The sequence below is a fragment of the Brachyspira sp. genome, from assembly GCF_029258575.1.
Taxonomy (GTDB): domain Bacteria; phylum Spirochaetota; class Brachyspiria; order Brachyspirales; family Brachyspiraceae; genus Brachyspira.
The window spans coordinates 1-18,010 of record NZ_JARHYI010000063.1 but is presented as its reverse complement, the minus strand read 5'-3'; the positions used below and the strand labels follow the sequence as shown (position 1 = coordinate 18,010).

Genomic DNA, 18,010 nt, shown 5'->3' with positions numbered 1-18,010 from the left:
ATTTACTGATTTAACTTCTATAGGAAAAGAAAATCCATTACCTTCAAGTGTTGAAGTATTAGATGGAACAGGAAAAGTAAAAACTTCAGTTATGAGCGATAGTTCAAAAATAGGTTATATATCTTTGGGTTCAATTGATGAAACAATAAAGACTGTAGCTTATAAAGCAAAAATACAAAATGAATATGTTACTGCCTCAGTAGAAAACATACAAAATGATACATACAAACTTTACCGTCCTTTCTATATATTTACAAAAAAGGGAGTAGAACTTGACGAAGGAACTAAAGCTTTTCTAGATTTCATTAATAGTGAAACAGGGAAAAAAATTATAAATGAAAATGGATATGTATCCAACTAATTATAACAAGTCGATGTACAATAATTTTTGTATATCGGCTTTTTTATCTTCAAATAAAAATAAATAATTAAAAATAGGATATGTATTTTGAAGAACAATATTAATAAACATATACCAAATGAAATAATAGATAATATTATGAAATATATATTTTTTATATGTTCTATATTTTCAGTTATAGTTGTATTTTCAATATGTATTTTTATATTTTTCTATAGTATTCCAGTATTTAAAGAAGTTGGATTTTTAAAATTTGTTTTTGGAATGAATTGGGAGCCTTCATTTAAAAAATTTGGAATATTTCCAATGATAGTTGGCTCCATATACATAACAATTCTTTCAACTTTTCTTGGGGTAGGGTTTGGTTTTTTTACATCAGTTTATATATCAATGTTTGCTCCCAAAAAATTGAAAGTTGTATTAGCTCAGTTAATAGATTTATTAGCAGGAATTCCTTCAATAGTCTATGGTTTTTTTGGAATGTCTATATTAGTACCTTTATTGAAAAATATTTCTCCTAATGGAATTGGTGAAGGCTTATTAGCTAGTTCTATAATACTTGCTGTAATGATACTTCCTACTATAACCTCTATCACTAGATATAATTTAGAGGAAGTTTATAAACACTATTATGATGGTGCAAGGGCTTTAGGGAATACCCATTCTCAGGCAGTTTTTGGAGTTATAGTAAAAGCTGCTAAATCTGGCATTTTTGCTGCAATAGTACTTGGTATGGGAAGAGCTATCGGGGAGACTATGGCTGTTATGATGGTTGCTGGAAATGCACCTTCTATACCTGAAAGTTTATTTTCATATTTTAGAACTATGACTATAAATATAGCATTGGAAATGGGATATGCAACTGGTATTCATAGATATGCATTGATTGGAACTGCTTTTGTATTACTTATATTTATACTTGTAATAAATATAATACTATCTATCTTAAAGAAAAATAATTTATATTTTTCTTTTTCTTTTAGTAATTTATTTAAAAAAAATAAAGTATCTACAAATATAGAAAATTTCTCTTTCAAGAATTTTGATATAAAAATGTCTAGTATAAAAGCAGATATGCTTAAATACATTTCTATATTTGCTTCTGCAGTATCAACATTAGTTCTTATATTCATAGTATTATTTATACTTATTAGAGGGATACCTCATATAACACTAAATCTATTATTTGGAGAAAGTAATAATTCGCAAATGACTCTTCTTCCTGCAATAGTTTCCACTGCAATGATGCTTTTTATGTCTTTGATAATATCTATTCCATTGAGTGTTTTTGCCGCTATTTACTTAACCGAATACTCCAATTCAAAAAGTAAATTAATACATTTAATAAGAATATTTACGGATAGTTTAGCAGGAATTCCATCAATAGTATTTGGTCTTTTTGGTATGCTTGTATTCGCAGAGTTGCTCGGTATAGGAAGAAGCATATTAACAGGTTCTTTAACATTGGTTTTAATTATAATGCCTTCTATCATAAGACAAACAGAAGAAACTCTCATATCAATTCCTACAAGCTTAAGAGAAGGAAGTTTAGCACTAGGAGCATCTAAAGTGAGAACTATATTTAAAATAGTTCTTCCATGTGGTTTTTCAGGTATAATCACTTCTGTTATTTTAAGCATAGGAAGAATACTTGGAGAAAGTGCTGCTTTGATATATACAGCAGGAGCAGTGAGATATATGCCAAAAGGATATTTAAGTTCAGGAAGTTCATTTTCAGTTATGATGTGGATGTTTTCAAGTGAAGGATTATATATTAATCAAACTTTTGCTACCGCTAGTATATTACTTATTATCATTATAATTCTTAATTTTTTATTATTCTTTTTAAATAAAAAATTAAAAAAAGATTATTAATTCTAAGACTATATCAAAAAGGAGAAAAAATGAATAATGAAATAAACTTTGATTTTAATACTGATATAATTATTAAAGTTAAAGATTTAAATTTATATTATGAATCTTTTCAAGCTTTAAAAAAAATTAATATAAATATAGATAAAAAAAGTGTAACGGCTTTTATAGGACCTTCAGGCTGCGGAAAATCTACTCTCCTAAAAACTTTTAATAGAATGAATGATTTAATACCAAACTGTAAAATTGATGGAGATATAGAAATAGCAGGAGTTAATATATATAATAAAAATATTAATGTATCATATTTGAGAAAAAATGTAGGAATGGTATTTCAAAAGTCAAATCTATTCGCTATGAGTGTTTATGATAACATAGCTTATGGACCTAAGACATTTGGAATAAAAAAGAAACATCAATTAGATGAAATAGTAGAATACAGTCTTACAAAAGCAGCTATTTGGGAGTATATAAAAGATAGATTAAATAAAAATGCTTTAGGACTGTCAGGAGGACAACAACAGAGATTATGTATTGCTAGGGCATTATCAGTCAATCCTAAAATAATTCTTATGGATGAGCCTACAAGTGCTTTGGACCCTATAAGTACAGGAAAAATAGAAGAACTTATAAATGAACTAAAAAATGAATATAGTATAGTGATAGTAACTCATAATATGCAACAAGCTATGAGGGTATCTGATAAAACTGCATTTTTTCTATTTGGTGAAATAGTAGAATATAATAATACAGAAGAAATATTCTCTAAACCTAAAGATGAAAGAACTGAAAAATATATTACAGGAAGATTTGGTTAATCTTATAATTTATAATCTTTATATATAAAATAAATGGAGATAAAAATGAAAAAATTTCAAGAAGAATTAAATAAATTGATAGACCATGTGATTGAAGCAGGTGATATGATATTAGAGGCTTTAAAAAATTCTACTAAAGCTTTAACTGATGGAAATATAGAACTTGCAAATCAAGTAATAGAGAATGATAGAAATATAAACAGAATATCATACAAAATAGAAAACTCATCTTTAAAAATGCTCCTACTAGAACATCCTGTAGCCATAGATTTAAGAATAGTTTCATCAGCATTAAAGATAGCAACGGACCTAGAGAGAATAGGAGATCAGGCTAAAGATATATGCGATTTACTTAGATTTTTATTGGAAGGAAATGTATACAAAAAAAATCTTGATATTATAATAGAAATGTCTAATATAATAGAATATATGATAAGTAATTGTTTAAATGCCTTTAAAGAAAAAAATCCTGAACTATCAAAAAATGTTATAACAAAAGATGATGAAGTTGATAGGCTATTTTATAAAGTGCGTGACTCTATGGTAGAACTTATTAAAAGTGGAGCTGAAAATGCTGATCAGGCTATATATTTAATGATGATAGCTAAATATTTTGAGAAGATGGGAGATCATGCTGAAAATATAGCAAAATGGGTTTATTATTACAGTACAGGAGATAGATTAAAATAATACCCATTTTTTTATCTAATAAAACTCTTAACTTCATATACTGTTAAGAGTTATTTTTTATTTTTAATACTAAAATTTTTAATAATGAAAAATCATATTTACTCATGATAATAATAACTTATCGCTTAAAGCACCGTCTTCAGTTTCAAATTTCTTGAGCAAATCAGGTATCTCCAAAGATTTTTTTTCATCTCCAGAAACATCATATATAATATTACCATCATTCATCATTATAAGTCTATTTCCGTAATGAATAGCATCTTTAATATTATGAGTAACCATAAATGCTGTTAATTTATCTTCTCTGATAATTTCTTCTGTAAGATCCAATACCCTTTTAGCAGTTTTAGGGTCAAGTGCTGCGGTATGCTCATCTAATAATAAAAGTCTAGGTTTCTTAAGTGTAGCCATAAGAAGTGTAAGAGCCTGTCTTTGACCTCCTGATAAAAGTCCTACTTTAGACTGAAGTCTATTTTCAAGTCCTAAATCAAGTCTTTTTAATTTCTCAACATACTCCTCTCTCTCGGCTTTAGTTATGCCCCATTTAAGAGTTCTTCTCTTACCCTTTCTTTTTGCAAGTGCCAAATTCTCTTCTATGCCCATATTTGAAGCAGTGCCAATCATAGGGTCTTGGAAAACTCTTCCAAAAAGTCCTGCCCTTGCATATTCTTTTTTATCAGTAATATCAATTCCATCAACGAATATAGTACCATAATCTATCTCATAAACACCAGCAATCAAATTCAAAAGCGTAGATTTACCTGCTCCATTTCCTCCTATAACGGTAACAAAATCACCGTCATTTAATTTAAGATTAACACCTTTAATAGCTTTTTTCTCAGTGATAGTGCCTCTATTAAATGTTTTATAAACTTCTTTTAATTCTAACATAGCAGTCCCCTAATATAATTATTTTCTCTTTCCGCCTACAACCCTTGTAACCTTTCTATTTAATACAGGTACTGAAAGGGCAATAGCAACTATTATAGCAGTTAGAAGTTTTAAATCACTTGATTTTAATCCTAATTGAAGAACTATAGCTATTATTATTCTATATATTATAGATCCCATAACCACAGAAGCAAGTTTATACCAGAAAGAAAATCTATTTCCAAATACTACCTCCCCTATTATCACCGATGCAAGTCCTATAACTATAGTACCAGTTCCCATACCAACATCAGCATATCCCTGACTTTGAGTAACCAAAGCACCAGATAAAGCAACTAATGCATTTGATATCATAAGTCCTATTATCTTCATCACATTAGTATCAACTCCCAATGCTCTAATCATTCTTTCATTATTTCCAGTAGCTCTTATAGCACATCCCATCTCCGTACCGAAAAACCAGTACATAATAGCTATTATAACTACAGAAAATACAAAACCTACAAGCAAATCTGATAATATTTTATTCAAAGATAAAAAATTCTGAATTATAGTTAAAGAAGTATCCATACCCAAAAGAGGTATATTAGGTCTGTTTCCCATAACCCTAATATTGATAGAATATAAGGCTATCATTGTAAGAATACCTGCTAATATTCCAGGTATTTCAAATTTTGTATTTAAAAAACCTGTTATAAAACCAGCAATAGAACCAGCCAAAAAAGCAAAAAACAATGTAATGAAAGGATTCATACCATTACTAATAAGCATAGCACTGACAGCACCTCCCAAAGCAAAACTTCCATCAACTGTCAAATCTGGGAAATCCAAAACCTTAAATGTAATATAAACCCCAAGAGTCATTATTCCCCAAATGATACCTTGAGATGCCGCACCTTCTATAGCCAAAAAAATTCCTTGAAGCATTATAAATCCTCTTATTATTGCTAATAAAAATTGTTTTATACAAACAATTAAAATATAATTTATATTGTAAACCGTAAATCAATTTTAATTAATTTACAGTTGTATAATATAGGCGTAAAAATACATACCTATAATTTTTATATTCTATTAAAAACTACTTATTATATAATGATTCAGGTATAGTTATCCCTATACCATTAACCATATTAGTGTTAACTACTAAATCAAAAGTTTTCAAAGTTTCTATAGGCATATTTGCAGGTTTTTTCTCACCTTTTAATATAGCAACTGCCTGAGTAGCTGTTAATTTTCCAAGCTCATAATAGCTTATAGCATAAGTAGCAATACCGCCCAACATAGTCATACCGCCCTCACCACAAACTACTGGGAGTTTAGCAGGCTCAACAACAAAAGCAACTGTAGTCATACCAGCAGCAATCATATTATCAGTAGGAATATAAATTGCCTCTACTTTTCCAACCAAACTCTGAACTACCTGCTGTATTTCATTAGCTGATGTTACTGTTGCATCTATATATTTTAATCCCATAGAATCTAATTTTTTCTTTGCTATATCCATTTGGAATACAGAATTCTGTTCGCTTGAACAATATAAAAGTCCTACTGTTTTCAAATTAGGAGTAATCTCTTTTAATAATTCAATTTGTGCTTCTACTGGTGTTAAATCTGAAGTACCTGAAACATTTCCACCCGGAGCATTATTATCAGCAACAAGTTTAGCGGCTGCAGGGTCCGTAACTGCTGTAACAAGTATTGGTATATCTTTTGTCATATTAGCTACTGCTTGTGCTGCAGGTGTTGCTATTGCTAATATTAAATCGCTTTTATCATTAATAAATTTTTGTCCTATAGTAACACAATTAGCCTGCTCTCCCTGAGCATTTTGATAATCTATAATGATATTTTTTCCGTCTTCATATCCTGCTTCTTTAAGTCCATCAACAAAACCTCTATAAGAAGCATCTAAAGCATCATGTTCTATTAGCTGAAGTATTCCTATTTTTAATGGTTTATCTACTGTCTTAGATGAGGAAGATGAATTACCTGAAGAACAGGAAACTAACATCATTGATATTATAATGAACAGAGAGTATAAATATTTCATAATCAAAACTCCTAAATTATAAAACTATATATAGTAATTATACTATGATGAAGTAATAATGTCAATTAATAATATAATAGATTTTTATATTATAAATTTATGTGAATATAAAAATTATAAAATAATTTCTTATGAATAATATACTTTTATCAATTAAAAAAATTAATTTTCGTATAATTAAAATATTTTTATAAAATAACTTGATATAAAAAATCTTTACATATATAATTAAATGTAAAATACAGTTTATATATGGGAATGAAGGTGAAAATCCTTCGCTGGCACGCAACCGTAAAGTTTAGTTTTATATTTACTATATTTAAATAGTAAAATCATCTAACGAAGTCGGATACCATTTTATATTAGGCGAGTGCACTATCTATTTAAGTAAGCACTCCTTTATTGAATAGCTTTTAATTAAATTTAAATAAAGGAGCATTTTTTATGCAAAAACAAATCAAAATTTTATTAACAATTTTAACACTATTAATTTTAGCAGTATCATGTGCTAAACAAAACCCCTATAATAATAACAACAATAACAACAATAATAATAATTTAGGACAAAGAGGAAAATATAAACTAATTACAGACTCTGAAATACTTAAATTACCTTGGAGCGATCCAAAAAAACAGGAATATTTTAAAACTAATTGGATGAATACTTTTACAAATCAAACACTTCTACCAGCAGGTGTAACACAAACAACAAGAAAAACAGATGAAAAAGCTACATATTTAGAAAATGATAATACTGTTCTAGGTAATTTTATATATGCTACTAATATAGAATGGAAAGGTACAAATTGGATAGGTGCATTATATGAAGATCCTAGAAGAGCGGGACAGGACAGCAGATGGATGCTTTTTCATATAGATACTGATGGAAACTTCATGCTAGCATCTGGTTTTGGTACAGGTGCTATACAGAATGCTCCTACTGAAGAAAATTGGAAAAAAATAATGAGTGATTATGGTTCATTTCAAACAGGTACTATAGAAAATTTTGATTACAAAAAATAATAAAGAATAATTATAAAATGTCCTGTTTTTATAATATAATAAATTCAGGACATTAATTTTATCAATAAAAAATCAAATTAGGCTAAAATTATGAAATATTTTATTATATTCCTTATATCTGTAAATTTATTGTATTCGCAAAGCTATTTAATTAAGGAACTTAAAGGCGGTATTTGGATTACATCAAAAGTAGAAATTACAAATGCAGCACAGACTAATCAAACTAATAATCAGGCTTCTCCAGCTAAAACACCTATAAAAGCAAACAGCCGTATAATAAATTCTGAAGATATAGATAGAATGGGATATAAAAATGCTCAGGAAGTATTGGCAAATCAGCCAGGATTCGTTAACAAAGGTACTTATATGGGTAATGAAGTTGTTGACCCTGCAGGTGCTAATGGAGATAATATCAAAATATATATTAACGGCGTGCTTATGAATACAGCTAAAGGTAATGCAGATGCAGGAGTAGATTTAAGGAGAATACCAGCCAATTTGATAGAAAAAATAGAAATTATAGGAAACAGTATTTATATAACTACAAAAACACCGCTTCAGGATATACTCGTAATATCATTGGGTTACGGTGCTTATAATACGGTAAGACCTTCAATACTATTTTCAAGAAATATTGATGAACATCAAGTATTTACTTTTACTGCAGATTCATATTATAGCGATGCTAATTATTATTATGACTTTACAAATTTAGCTGGAAAAAGAGTTCAAGGATATTTGAAAGATAATAGACAGTTCATAATAAACTCATCAGCTAATTATAAATATACATTCGATAATAAAGATTATATAAATGCATTTGCAAATATATCTTATTCAAGTTCTGCAGCCCAGTATCATATACCTCCTATAAGCTATACAGATTCTTGGTTTAATTTTACAACTCTTGCATCTTCAATATCATATAACGGATTTTCTGATATATTGGATTATACTATTGGTTTATCTTATTTATTTGATTCATTTGTAGACAGACCATATGTACATGAAGGAAAATTTATATCAGACTACAGATCTCATGCTATAGCTTTAAATGCTTCGCTATCAAGAATGGATGAGTTTATACCCAACATGATAACTCTGTATAATAAATTAACTCCAGAGTATAGATTTGATATATTAACAGAAGATGAAAATGGTTTAGAAGATAATTTTCAATTTAATCCTACAAGACATTCTCTTTCATTACAATATGATATGCAATTATCTTTCGGATATTGGGATAATGCAGAACCTATATTTACATTACTTCCTAGTATAAAGTATGAATATCAGAATGAGCATTTTACGAATTATAAAAATAATAATTATCTAGCGTATACTGTAGGGTTTAATTTAAATTTCTATAAAGGATACAGTTTATATTTAGGTTATATTAGTGATTATACCTCCCCTACTTTTAATGATCTCTATTATGGCACTTTCAGCAATCCTTATTTGCTTCCAGAAACTTATAATCAGCTTCTTACTAAATTAACTTTAAATCCTATTACAAATCTTACAATAGAATCCTCATATGCATATACAACATACACAAATAAAATAATTTGGTATTCATCTGTACCCGAAAATGTTGATGAGGCAGTTTCTCATATATTTACATCAAGTGTAGGATATGATATACCTTTCGCTAATTACCATAAAATAAAAACAAAATTGGGATATTCATATCAGTTTGCATATATGGGCAAGGACAGACTTCCTAAAATAGGTTTGCCTGAACATGTAATAACTGCATTGCTTGGTTATGATTTCATACCAAAAAATAAAGTGCTAAGTTCATTATCATTGAATATTTATTATACCTACTCTTCTCCTAGAACTTTAACTGCAAACATACCATTATATTATTCTGATGTATTTCATGATTTTAATATATCATTTTATTCTATATGGTTTAATCATCTTATATTTTCCATGCATTTTAAAAATATTTTTAATAAAACTCCTATACTTTCAACTTATTCAGTGGCAAGACCTTTTACTTGGGAATTTGAAATAGGATACAACTTCTGATTATTTTATAAAAATATTAATGCATTTGATTATATAAATATTATTATCTTTTAATAATATACTATTGACTTTTAAGCATATAATTATATACTTAAAGATGGTAGTAAAAAATTCATATAATAACTGACTATATATTCTAATTGGAGTTATCTATGAGGGAATTTATACTCAATACAAAAATAATATCAGGAGATAATGCTCTATTAAAATTAGATCTGTCAAAATCAAAAAAAGTATATATTGTTACAGATAATAACATGCTAAAAATAGGAGCATGCACTACAACAATAGAACTTCTTAAAAAAAATAATATAAATTATGAAATTTACTCTGATATCGAGCCTGATCCTAGCTTTGATATAGTAATAAAATGCTTAAATAAAATTTTATCATTTGATTCTGATACTATAATAGCTATAGGAGGTGGGTCTGTAATAGATACTGCTAAATCAGTAATATATTTTGCATTAGAAATAAATAAAAGAATGCCTATCAATTTAAAAAAACCTTTATTTACAGCTATACCTACTACAAGCGGTACGGGTTCTGAGGTTACTTCTTATGCTGTAATAACAGATAAAGAAACCCATATAAAAGTACCTTTAGTTTCTGATGAAATGCTTCCAGATATAGCTTTACTTGACTCGCAATTTACATTAACAGTACCGCCGAGAATAACTGCTGAAACAGGTATGGATGTTATGGCACATGCTTTTGAGTCTTATGTTTCTGTTAATTCTAACCCATTTACTATTCCTTATAGTGAATATTCTATAATAAGAGTTTTTAATAATATAGCAAAGGCAGTGCATAATGGAAAAGATGTTAAGTCGCGTATAGCTATGCATGAAGCATCATGTATAGCAGGTATTGCTTTCAATAATGCTGGTTTAGGTTTAATACATGCTATGGCACATGCACTTGGAGGAAGATTCAAACAGCCTCATGGCAGAGCTAATGCTATATTAATGCCTTATGTTATAGAATATAATGCAAAACACTGTAAAAAATCTGCAGCTAAATATGCAAAAATCATAAGTTTATTAAATGTAAAAAATATAGATGATGATTATACAGCATGCAAAATTTTAAAATCTCTGCTTTTGGAATTAAATAAAAATATTGGAATAAATCATAAAATAACAGACTATGGTGTAGATAAAAAAGAATTTGAAAATGCCATAGAAGAAATGGCTTCTAATGCATTAAAAGATGTATGCTTATTAACTAATCCTGTTAAACCTAGTATTGAAGATATAAAAAATATATATAGAAGTCTAATATAAAAAATAATTAAAATACATATAAAAAGCTCTATAAAGAATAACTCTTTATAGGGCTTTTTTATAAATTACTAATTTTTCCAATCAGCAGGATAAACTACATACAGAAATTTAGTATAAAATGTAGTACTGAATATGATAGAAGAACCTTTAGGAATAAAAATAACTTCTCCCTGTTTAGCTTCAACTTTAGTACCATCTGAATTTTTTATAACCAATGTACCCTCTAAAATTATATCCATTTCATCATAATTTAAAGTACATGGAAAATCTGTATTATCTAATTCCATTAAACCACAACCTAATCTAGGACTTTCATTAACAGTAAACATATCAGTTATATAAACATTACTATTAATATCAGATTTTATTTTATTAGCATCAGCATCAATATAAGACCTTTTTAATACTTTCAATACTCCAGCATTAGAAGATGAATTATATGATTGTCCTGATGCCGTACCTGTTTTCATAAAATCATTAATAACTTTTACTATAACAGATTGAATATCTTTTTCTTCCATAAGAATTAACTCCTTAAACTTATTTAGACAAATTATCATTTAATAATTTAATTTTTTGAGTTCCCATTTTTATTACAATCTTCATCTGGTCTAAACTCTCCCTTATTCTCATCTCTTCATTGCATAAAACATCTTGAATCTTCTTGACCTTTTTGTTATACTCCATAAGACTTAATTTAGCAAAATCATCTGTTTTCAAACGATATTAGCAGTTTTTAAAAGAGTATCTAAAACATATATTGTAGCTATATATACAGTTGTTTCTATTATTCCAATAGATAAATTTAAGTTTTCCATTAAAACAATTAATTAATTTCTTTTAATACTTCAACTATTACTTTTTTTATGATTTTTTCATCTGTTATATTATATTTATATATTAAAATTTTTGTTATGGATTTTATTATATCATCATAACTACAATTATTATTATTATTATTACAAATAGATTCTTTTTTATATACTATAGTAATACCTTTAGTTTTAATTATATCCATGGCACTTGGAGTAAGTATAACATTAGAATCTATCTCTAAAACTCCAGAATTATCCCTTATAAGTTCATGTATATTTTGAGTATTATAAAGTATCTTCTTTTTAGACATATAAATAACTCCTAAAAATTATAAAATAGAATTATATAAATCATCTATAGGAGAAGGTATAATAGCAAAATCAACTATAAGACCATTATCTTCAGCCTTTTTCATACCAGCCTTTACAGCCTCTTCCACAGCACTAACATCACCTGTAAAAGTAATATAAGATTTTCCGCCTATAGCAAAACCTAATCTAACATTCACAAGAGATATATTACTAGCCTTAACTGCATCATCGGCACCTTCAACAGCAGAAGATATAGAGAAATATTCTATAACCCCTATAGCACCTCTTTGGAAATCTCCTATAGTTCCATTAATGGCATCTACTATACTATCATGTATATTAGCTATAACAAAAGAATTAATTACAGAAGCTCCGCCTATTGATACTCCCATATTCTTAGATTCTTCAACAGCCCCTACTTCTCCGCTAAATATTACTATATATTTACCAGGACAAACCGAATGAGATCTTAAAATTTGAACATTAGCTGTTTTACCTATATAATCTGTAGCCAATATACCTTTAGCTATACTATTTAATTCTAACATTCCTATAGACTTCATTTAACATTCTCTCCATTTATAACTATTTTTTCACTATCAACAGTTTCTACAATACCATCTATACTTGAATGAATATTAGCTCCTACTTTATCAATAGGTACTGTAGCTATAAGCTGCCCTTTAACAACAGAATCACCAACATTTACTATTGGAGATGCTGGTATTCCTATATGCTGACTTAATCCAATGGAAACCCTAGAAAAATTAAGTTCTAAAGGATTATTCATATCTACATCTATGTGATAATATTTATCTAAACATAATAAAGTAACTAATCTATCTGTAGAAATTCTCCTATATTCTATAGAAGGATTTATTCCAGTATCTTTTGGATTTTTATCAGGCTTTATATTAGCTTTTCTCAAGAGATATTTAACATATACATTCATATTATAAGGATTTATTCCCATAGGACATGAATAAAGCTCGCAAATACCACATTCACAACAAAAATATGCTTCTTTTAATTTATCTAAAACATTCTCACTATTATTTTCAATATTTTCTAAATCAGCAAAAGCAACTGAACGCATCACCAAATGAGGATTAATTTTATGACCTAATAAATTTCTAGGACATAAGTCAGAACAGAAACTACATTGTATACAAGAACATTTTGCTAATGATACAATTTTAGAATAATTTATATTTTTCTTCTTAACTAAATAATGATCATCATTAATAACTATTAATGCCCCTGTAGTTTTTTTAACAAAAAGATTTTCGGTACTATTTATATGATGATATTTTCCCATCATAGGACCACCAACTATAACATATTTATTATTATCTGTTACTCCAACTCTCGATAAAATTTCTTTGAAATTTGCCCCTACAGGAACTTTTATAATACTAGGTTTATCAACATCTCCTAAAATGGAAATATATTTTGAAGTTACAGGAATATCATTCAAACTATCATAAATATTACATAAAGTTGCCACATTGAACACAACGCAACCAACATCTAAAGGTATTCCGCCAGCTTTAATAGCTCTTTTAGAAATATTATATACCAAAGTTTGTTCATCTCCCAAAGGATAAAAACTTTTGAATGTTTTAATTTCTATTGGTGCATTTTCTTTTTCAATGACCTTTTGCAAAGCCTCAATCTGTTTAACATATTTCTTTTTAGTTCCAATAACAATATGTTCTGCTGATACTTCTTTACCTATAATAATTAATGCTTTAACTATTTTTTCAGCATATTGAAACATAATAAATTGATCTGTTTTTAAAAGTGGCTCACATTCCACTGCATTAGCTATTAAATATTCTACTTTATCTGGTAATTTTATATGTGATGGAAAACCTGCTCCTCCTGCTCCAACAATACCAGCATTATATATTTTTTCTTTCAAACTCATATATAAACCTTCATTATTTAGTTTATTTATTTTTTATTTTAATTATTTATTTATTCAAATCTACCTGATCCACTATACCAACTATAACAGCATCTATAGGAAGCATATCTTTATCGCTCTGAGCATTTCTAGCACCGCTTCCTGAAGTAATGATAACAATATCATCTATACCTGCACCTATATAATCACAGGCTACAATAATATCCAATTCCTTATTAGTATCAGGTTCAAAAACTCTTGCTATTAAAAGTTTGCTTCCTGACAAGGCTTCCTCTTTTTTGGTAGCCCATACACTTCCTATTACTTTTGCTAATACCATTAATAATTCCTTTATATTTTTTTATTCATATAGAATATTTATTTTATTTTCTTTAATATAATCCATAACAAGTGGTGTAATTATAACATTATTTCTTACTTTAATACTTGAATAATGATTTATAATATCCATTATATCGCATTTGCTAATTACTTTTTTATCTGTAAAATCAAAATAATTTCCTGTACTTATAATGTTGCTATTTTTATTAAAATAAGAAATAAAATTATCATTATCCAATATTACAAGTCCGTAAGATTCAGCTATTTTTTCTAATTCCAATACTTTATTAAATAATTGATTAGATGCATTATTTTTATAATTATTAAATTTACTATTATCTTTTAATGCTATAACTTTTTTACCGCATAATAAAGCATCAATCAAAAAAGATATATTTTTATCTTTATATACAAGACTACATATGCATGATAAAATTTCAACTGATAAATCATCTATTATGATTATAGAATAATCATTTATATTAATATTATCAAAAGTAGATGATATATTTAAATGATATCCTATATTTTCTAATTCATTTTTAAAATTAAAATTATTATTCTTTGAAAGAACAAATACAGAATCTATGCATGAAGTTTTATTTAATTGATTTATAACTTCCAATACAATTTTTTTCAATAATGAATCATCCATAAATTATAAATTATCCCCTATCATTTATTATCTTTTACTAAACTCATAGCAATACCTAAAGGCGTAACTAAAAAAGGATTCTTTGGCTTTATAGTCTTTATTTTAGTTTCTTTTTCTATAATATTTTCAAACCCATCTAAACACACTGTACCGCCTACTAAACAAATCAAATCAACATTATAATCTTTTATATGCTTATTGATTATGCTTCCTACTTTTTGTATAACAGGCATAACTATTCTAAATATTTCTTTTGTAGTATTTTTATCTTTCTTTTTATTTTCAGCCTCATTGAAAGGAATTCCATAATTTCCAGCTATAGTAAGTGTAAAATGAGTTCCTCCTGTAGGTTCATCAGCAGTATATATCATTTTACCTTCATTAAATATTGCAATACCAGTAGTACCGCCTCCAACATCAACAACAGCACCATTTTTAATATTTAATATATAATTTGCAGCTTCTGGTTCTTCTACTACATTCAAAACTTCAAAACCAGCACTTTCAGCCACATATCTATGCGTTGCAACCGATTTATTATTAACACCTGGAGGCATAGCAATTGCCGAATTTACTAGCTCAACACCTAATCTATTTTCAAGCTTTTCTTTTAATTCCCTAACTATAGAACAAGCTTTTGAATAATCAACAACAAGTCCGTCCCTTACAACTTCAGCATATTGCAATTCTGCTGCTACGGGCTTACCTCTTGAATCTATTACTACCAATACTATATATGCCGTACCTAAATCTACTCCTACATAAAGCTTATCATTTATGTTAAAATCACTTACTTTTTCTATACACTCAGTAGTTTCATCTATGAGTGCATTTATATGCTCAAATGAAAAACTCATAAAATGATTTCTCCATAACCCTGACTAAGCAAACCGCATGCATTAGCCTCATCAAAATCTATATGCATAGCAGGCATAAATTTATCGCTTACCCTAGCAATAACCTCATCAAATATTAAACCTCTAATACCAAAAACTTTCACCTTTACTATCTGACCATTCTCTATATTCCACTCTTCAGCATCTTTCTTTCTTAAATGAATATGCCTTTTAGCAACTATAACAGAATTCTTTGCTTCTATACTTCCATTTTTTCCAACTATAGTGATGCTTCCTCCACCATGAAGATATCCAGATTCATTAATAGTAATATTTTTAATACCCAAAGCTCTTGCATCAGATATAGACAATTCAACCTGAGTATTTTTTCTAGTAGGTCCAAGTATAGCAACATTATCCATTCTAGATTTAGTTCCTACAAGATTTACTCTCTCTTCACTCAAATACTGACCTGGCTGAGAAAGTTCTCTTTTAGGCGTTAAAGCATAATCCTTTCCAAATAATATTTCTAAATCATTTTGAGATAAATGTACATGTCTTGCTGATATTTCAACTTTTATAATCTTTCTTTTATTAAGTTCATGCTTAATGGAATTAGATATTTCATTAATTAAAAGTGATTGTTCATTCATTTAGTTATATCCTTTCCTGTATGTGCCATCATCATTAATATATAAATAACACTACTCATACGATTTAATATTTTAATGAGATCTTCCCTTTCATTTTTCAAAGCATTATAAGCCGCTAATTCCACCTCTCTTACAGCTGTTCTTATCAAATTAAGTTTTATAACAGTATAATGCATATTACAATTAACGAAAATATGATCGCATCCGAAATATTCTTTTGGATGATGAGATATCTTTCTAATATCTTCTTCAGTCAAACCAAATATAGTATCGAATTCTAAACTTTTTTCAGAAACTCCAGAATATAATATAGTATGTATAAGTTTTTGATATTTTTTCAAATACTCTAAAAGCTTATCCTCATGCCTTTCTTTAAACTGATATTGTATATCTACTATTAAAGCAAGAAGACTGTCAAGTTTGCCTCTCAATAATATTCTAGGGTGATTCTTTTCCACTAATACATTATTATACAAATGAGTATAATTTTCAGGCTTAACATCTAATCTTTTCTTAGTTTCATAATCTATATAATATCCCATATTTTCTATTTCTTTTATACCATAAGACTTAGGACTTGATGTAGAACTTCCAATATTTTGATTATTAGATCTTATTTTAAGTTCTATTTTCCTAGAAGACAAATATTCTTTAGCAGAAGGCGTAACAAAAACTCCTTCCTCTATAAAATATTCTGATACATCTTTATTAAGTATCTCACTTCTTAACATTTGTTCTGTTAAAACTTTCATAAATAAAACCTATTATATTTTTTAATATTATTGTTTATCGCTATCATTATTAACAGGAGTATTAGGAAGTAATGCTTCAACTACTTCATGAGGTCTTGGTATTACATGAACGCTGATTAGATCGCCTACTTTAGCCGCTGCTGCTGCTCCTGCATCTGTTGCCGCTTTTACTGCTCCTACATCGCCTCTTACCATTACTGTTACCAAACCGCCACCTATCAAGGTTTTGCCTACCAAATTTACATTAGCTGCTTTTACCATAGCATCAGCTGCCTCTATTGCTGATACCAATCCTTTAGTTTCTATCATACCTAAAGCCATAGAACTTGCCATATTATTGCCTCCAATATTATTTATTATATTTTATTATTTTAATATGCTTTCAACTTCTTCATGAGGTCTTGGTATTACATGAACACTGATTAGATCGCCTACTTTAGCCGCTGCTCCTGCATCTGTTGCTGCTTTTACTGCTCCTACATCGCCTCTTACCATTACTGTTACCAAACCGCCACCCACTAATGTTTTACCTACTAAATTTACATTAGCTGCTTTTACCATAGCATCAGCTGCCTCTATTGCTGATATCAATCCTTTAGTTTCTATCATACCTAAAGCCATAGAACTTGCCATATTATTGCCTCCAATATTATTTATTATATTTTATTATTTTAATATGCTTTCAACTTCTTCATGAGGTCTTGG

General features: G+C 28.1%; 22 protein-coding genes. 7 read left to right on the top strand and 15 right to left on the bottom strand.

The genetic code is table 11. The features are described 5' to 3' along the window. The 4 genes from Q1J76_RS05050 to phoU all read left to right on the top strand — a co-directional run. On the top strand, positions 1–361 hold a 361-nt coding region (locus Q1J76_RS05050; protein ID WP_367182078.1), incomplete at its 5' end, for a PstS family phosphate ABC transporter substrate-binding protein. Between the two features lie 87 nt (positions 362–448). Further along, positions 449–2,236 carry a phosphate ABC transporter permease subunit PstC gene (pstC, locus tag Q1J76_RS05045; RefSeq protein WP_300367729.1) on the top strand — a complete coding sequence of 596 codons (1,788 nt, stop codon included), beginning with the start codon at positions 449–451 and terminating at the stop codon, positions 2,234–2,236. Between the two features lie 29 nt (positions 2,237–2,265). Next, complete coding sequence (pstB, locus tag Q1J76_RS05040; protein WP_300367726.1) at positions 2,266–3,051, top strand: phosphate ABC transporter ATP-binding protein PstB; 786 nt, start codon at positions 2,266–2,268, stop codon at positions 3,049–3,051. Positions 3,052–3,096: 45 nt separating this feature from the next. Continuing rightward, positions 3,097–3,741 (top strand): phosphate signaling complex protein PhoU, encoded by a 645-nt coding sequence (phoU, locus tag Q1J76_RS05035; RefSeq protein ID WP_300367723.1) that lies wholly within the window; start codon positions 3,097–3,099, stop codon positions 3,739–3,741. A gap of 102 nt (positions 3,742–3,843) precedes the next feature. On the opposite strand, the gene Q1J76_RS05030 is transcribed toward phoU, so the two are convergent. The 3 genes from Q1J76_RS05030 to Q1J76_RS05020 form a co-directional block, all read right to left on the bottom strand. Next, positions 3,844–4,632 carry an ABC transporter ATP-binding protein gene (locus Q1J76_RS05030; protein ID WP_300367720.1) on the bottom strand — a complete coding sequence of 263 codons (789 nt, stop codon included), beginning with the start codon at positions 4,630–4,632 and terminating at the stop codon, positions 3,844–3,846. Positions 4,633–4,650: 18 nt separating this feature from the next. Further along, positions 4,651–5,559 carry an ABC transporter permease gene (locus Q1J76_RS05025; RefSeq protein WP_300367717.1) on the bottom strand — a complete coding sequence of 303 codons (909 nt, stop codon included), beginning with the start codon at positions 5,557–5,559 and terminating at the stop codon, positions 4,651–4,653. 154 nt (positions 5,560–5,713) lie between these two features. Then, positions 5,714–6,685, bottom strand: coding sequence for an ABC transporter substrate-binding protein (locus Q1J76_RS05020; protein ID WP_300367714.1), 972 nt, complete (start codon positions 6,683–6,685; stop codon positions 5,714–5,716). A 444-nt stretch (positions 6,686–7,129) separates the two neighbouring features. On the opposite strand from Q1J76_RS05020, the gene Q1J76_RS05015 reads away from it, so the two are divergent. The 3 genes from Q1J76_RS05015 (at position 7,130) to Q1J76_RS05005 (ending at position 11,031) form a co-directional block, all read left to right on the top strand. Further along, positions 7,130–7,708, top strand: coding sequence for a hypothetical protein (locus Q1J76_RS05015; RefSeq protein WP_300367711.1), 579 nt, complete (start codon positions 7,130–7,132; stop codon positions 7,706–7,708). A gap of 90 nt (positions 7,709–7,798) precedes the next feature. After that, the gene (locus Q1J76_RS05010) at positions 7,799–9,745 is read left to right on the top strand and encodes a TonB-dependent receptor plug domain-containing protein (RefSeq protein ID WP_300367708.1); all 1,947 of its coding nucleotides are present in this window, start codon (positions 7,799–7,801) and stop codon (positions 9,743–9,745) included. 152 nt (positions 9,746–9,897) lie between these two features. Further along, entirely contained in the window at positions 9,898–11,031 is a 1,134-nt protein-coding gene (locus tag Q1J76_RS05005) for a 1-propanol dehydrogenase PduQ (RefSeq protein WP_300367705.1), read from the top strand. 68 nt (positions 11,032–11,099) lie between these two features. Here the strand turns inward: Q1J76_RS05005 and Q1J76_RS05000 are convergent, their stop codons facing one another. The 12 genes from Q1J76_RS05000 to Q1J76_RS04945 form a co-directional block, all read right to left on the bottom strand. Next, positions 11,100–11,552, bottom strand: coding sequence for a EutQ-related cupin domain-containing protein (locus Q1J76_RS05000; RefSeq protein WP_300367704.1), 453 nt, complete (start codon positions 11,550–11,552; stop codon positions 11,100–11,102). A 19-nt stretch (positions 11,553–11,571) separates the two neighbouring features. Continuing rightward, positions 11,572–11,751, bottom strand: coding sequence for a hypothetical protein (locus tag Q1J76_RS04995; protein WP_300367701.1), 180 nt, complete (start codon positions 11,749–11,751; stop codon positions 11,572–11,574). A gap of 106 nt (positions 11,752–11,857) precedes the next feature. Continuing rightward, positions 11,858–12,157 carry a hypothetical protein gene (locus Q1J76_RS04990; protein ID WP_300367698.1) on the bottom strand — a complete coding sequence of 100 codons (300 nt, stop codon included), beginning with the start codon at positions 12,155–12,157 and terminating at the stop codon, positions 11,858–11,860. A gap of 18 nt (positions 12,158–12,175) precedes the next feature. Further along, positions 12,176–12,721 carry a BMC domain-containing protein gene (locus Q1J76_RS04985; protein ID WP_300367695.1) on the bottom strand — a complete coding sequence of 182 codons (546 nt, stop codon included), beginning with the start codon at positions 12,719–12,721 and terminating at the stop codon, positions 12,176–12,178. Beyond that, positions 12,718–14,088, bottom strand: coding sequence for a 4Fe-4S dicluster domain-containing protein (locus tag Q1J76_RS04980; RefSeq protein WP_300367692.1), 1,371 nt, complete (start codon positions 14,086–14,088; stop codon positions 12,718–12,720). Before Q1J76_RS04980 ends, Q1J76_RS04985 begins: the two co-directional genes overlap by 4 nt. Before the next feature lie 46 nt (positions 14,089–14,134). Further along, positions 14,135–14,407, bottom strand: a complete 273-nt coding sequence (locus tag Q1J76_RS04975) for a EutN/CcmL family microcompartment protein (protein WP_300367689.1) — start codon at positions 14,405–14,407, stop codon at positions 14,135–14,137. A 21-nt stretch (positions 14,408–14,428) separates the two neighbouring features. Beyond that, positions 14,429–15,064, bottom strand: a complete 636-nt coding sequence (locus Q1J76_RS04970) for a hypothetical protein (RefSeq protein ID WP_300367686.1) — start codon at positions 15,062–15,064, stop codon at positions 14,429–14,431. Between the two features lie 20 nt (positions 15,065–15,084). Next, complete coding sequence (gene eutJ / locus Q1J76_RS04965) at positions 15,085–15,921, bottom strand: ethanolamine utilization protein EutJ (RefSeq protein WP_300367683.1); 837 nt, start codon at positions 15,919–15,921, stop codon at positions 15,085–15,087. After that, entirely contained in the window at positions 15,918–16,553 is a 636-nt protein-coding gene (gene pduL / locus Q1J76_RS04960; RefSeq protein ID WP_300367680.1) for a phosphate propanoyltransferase, read from the bottom strand. Before pduL ends, eutJ begins: the two co-directional genes overlap by 4 nt. Next, entirely contained in the window at positions 16,550–17,305 is a 756-nt protein-coding gene (locus tag Q1J76_RS04955; RefSeq protein WP_300367677.1) for a cobalamin adenosyltransferase family protein, read from the bottom strand. The genes pduL and Q1J76_RS04955 overlap by 4 nt, the downstream gene beginning before the upstream one ends. A gap of 27 nt (positions 17,306–17,332) precedes the next feature. Next, the gene (locus tag Q1J76_RS04950; protein WP_300367674.1) at positions 17,333–17,638 is read right to left on the bottom strand and encodes a BMC domain-containing protein; all 306 of its coding nucleotides are present in this window, start codon (positions 17,636–17,638) and stop codon (positions 17,333–17,335) included. Positions 17,639–17,671: 33 nt separating this feature from the next. Further along, the gene (locus tag Q1J76_RS04945; protein WP_300367671.1) at positions 17,672–17,938 is read right to left on the bottom strand and encodes a BMC domain-containing protein; all 267 of its coding nucleotides are present in this window, start codon (positions 17,936–17,938) and stop codon (positions 17,672–17,674) included. Positions 17,939–18,010: the final 72 nt, after the last annotated feature.

Bases quoted from the DNA above. Each gene is read 5' to 3' on its own strand.
- pstB (WP_300367726.1), top strand. From the start codon at position 2,266: ATGAATAATGAAATAAACTTTGATTTTAATACTGATATAATTATTAAA.
- phoU (WP_300367723.1), top strand. From the start codon at position 3,097: ATGAAAAAATTTCAAGAAGAATTAAATAAATTGATAGACCATGTGATT.
- Q1J76_RS05030 (WP_300367720.1), bottom strand. From the start codon at position 4,632: ATGTTAGAATTAAAAGAAGTTTATAAAACATTTAATAGAGGCACTATC.
- Q1J76_RS05025 (WP_300367717.1), bottom strand. From the start codon at position 5,559: ATGCTTCAAGGAATTTTTTTGGCTATAGAAGGTGCGGCATCTCAAGGT.
- Q1J76_RS05020 (WP_300367714.1), bottom strand. From the start codon at position 6,685: ATGAAATATTTATACTCTCTGTTCATTATAATATCAATGATGTTAGTT.
- Q1J76_RS05015 (WP_300367711.1), top strand. From the start codon at position 7,130: ATGCAAAAACAAATCAAAATTTTATTAACAATTTTAACACTATTAATT.
- Q1J76_RS05010 (WP_300367708.1), top strand. From the start codon at position 7,799: ATGAAATATTTTATTATATTCCTTATATCTGTAAATTTATTGTATTCG.
- Q1J76_RS05005 (WP_300367705.1), top strand. From the start codon at position 9,898: ATGAGGGAATTTATACTCAATACAAAAATAATATCAGGAGATAATGCT.
- Q1J76_RS05000 (WP_300367704.1), bottom strand. From the start codon at position 11,552: ATGGAAGAAAAAGATATTCAATCTGTTATAGTAAAAGTTATTAATGAT.
- Q1J76_RS04990 (WP_300367698.1), bottom strand. From the start codon at position 12,157: ATGTCTAAAAAGAAGATACTTTATAATACTCAAAATATACATGAACTT.
- Q1J76_RS04985 (WP_300367695.1), bottom strand. From the start codon at position 12,721: ATGAAGTCTATAGGAATGTTAGAATTAAATAGTATAGCTAAAGGTATA.
- Q1J76_RS04980 (WP_300367692.1), bottom strand. From the start codon at position 14,088: ATGAGTTTGAAAGAAAAAATATATAATGCTGGTATTGTTGGAGCAGGA.
- Q1J76_RS04975 (WP_300367689.1), bottom strand. From the start codon at position 14,407: ATGGTATTAGCAAAAGTAATAGGAAGTGTATGGGCTACCAAAAAAGAG.
- Q1J76_RS04970 (WP_300367686.1), bottom strand. From the start codon at position 15,064: ATGGATGATTCATTATTGAAAAAAATTGTATTGGAAGTTATAAATCAA.
- eutJ (WP_300367683.1), bottom strand. From the start codon at position 15,921: ATGAGTTTTTCATTTGAGCATATAAATGCACTCATAGATGAAACTACT.
- pduL (WP_300367680.1), bottom strand. From the start codon at position 16,553: ATGAATGAACAATCACTTTTAATTAATGAAATATCTAATTCCATTAAG.
- Q1J76_RS04955 (WP_300367677.1), bottom strand. From the start codon at position 17,305: ATGAAAGTTTTAACAGAACAAATGTTAAGAAGTGAGATACTTAATAAA.
- Q1J76_RS04950 (WP_300367674.1), bottom strand. From the start codon at position 17,638: ATGGCAAGTTCTATGGCTTTAGGTATGATAGAAACTAAAGGATTGGTA.
- Q1J76_RS04945 (WP_300367671.1), bottom strand. From the start codon at position 17,938: ATGGCAAGTTCTATGGCTTTAGGTATGATAGAAACTAAAGGATTGATA.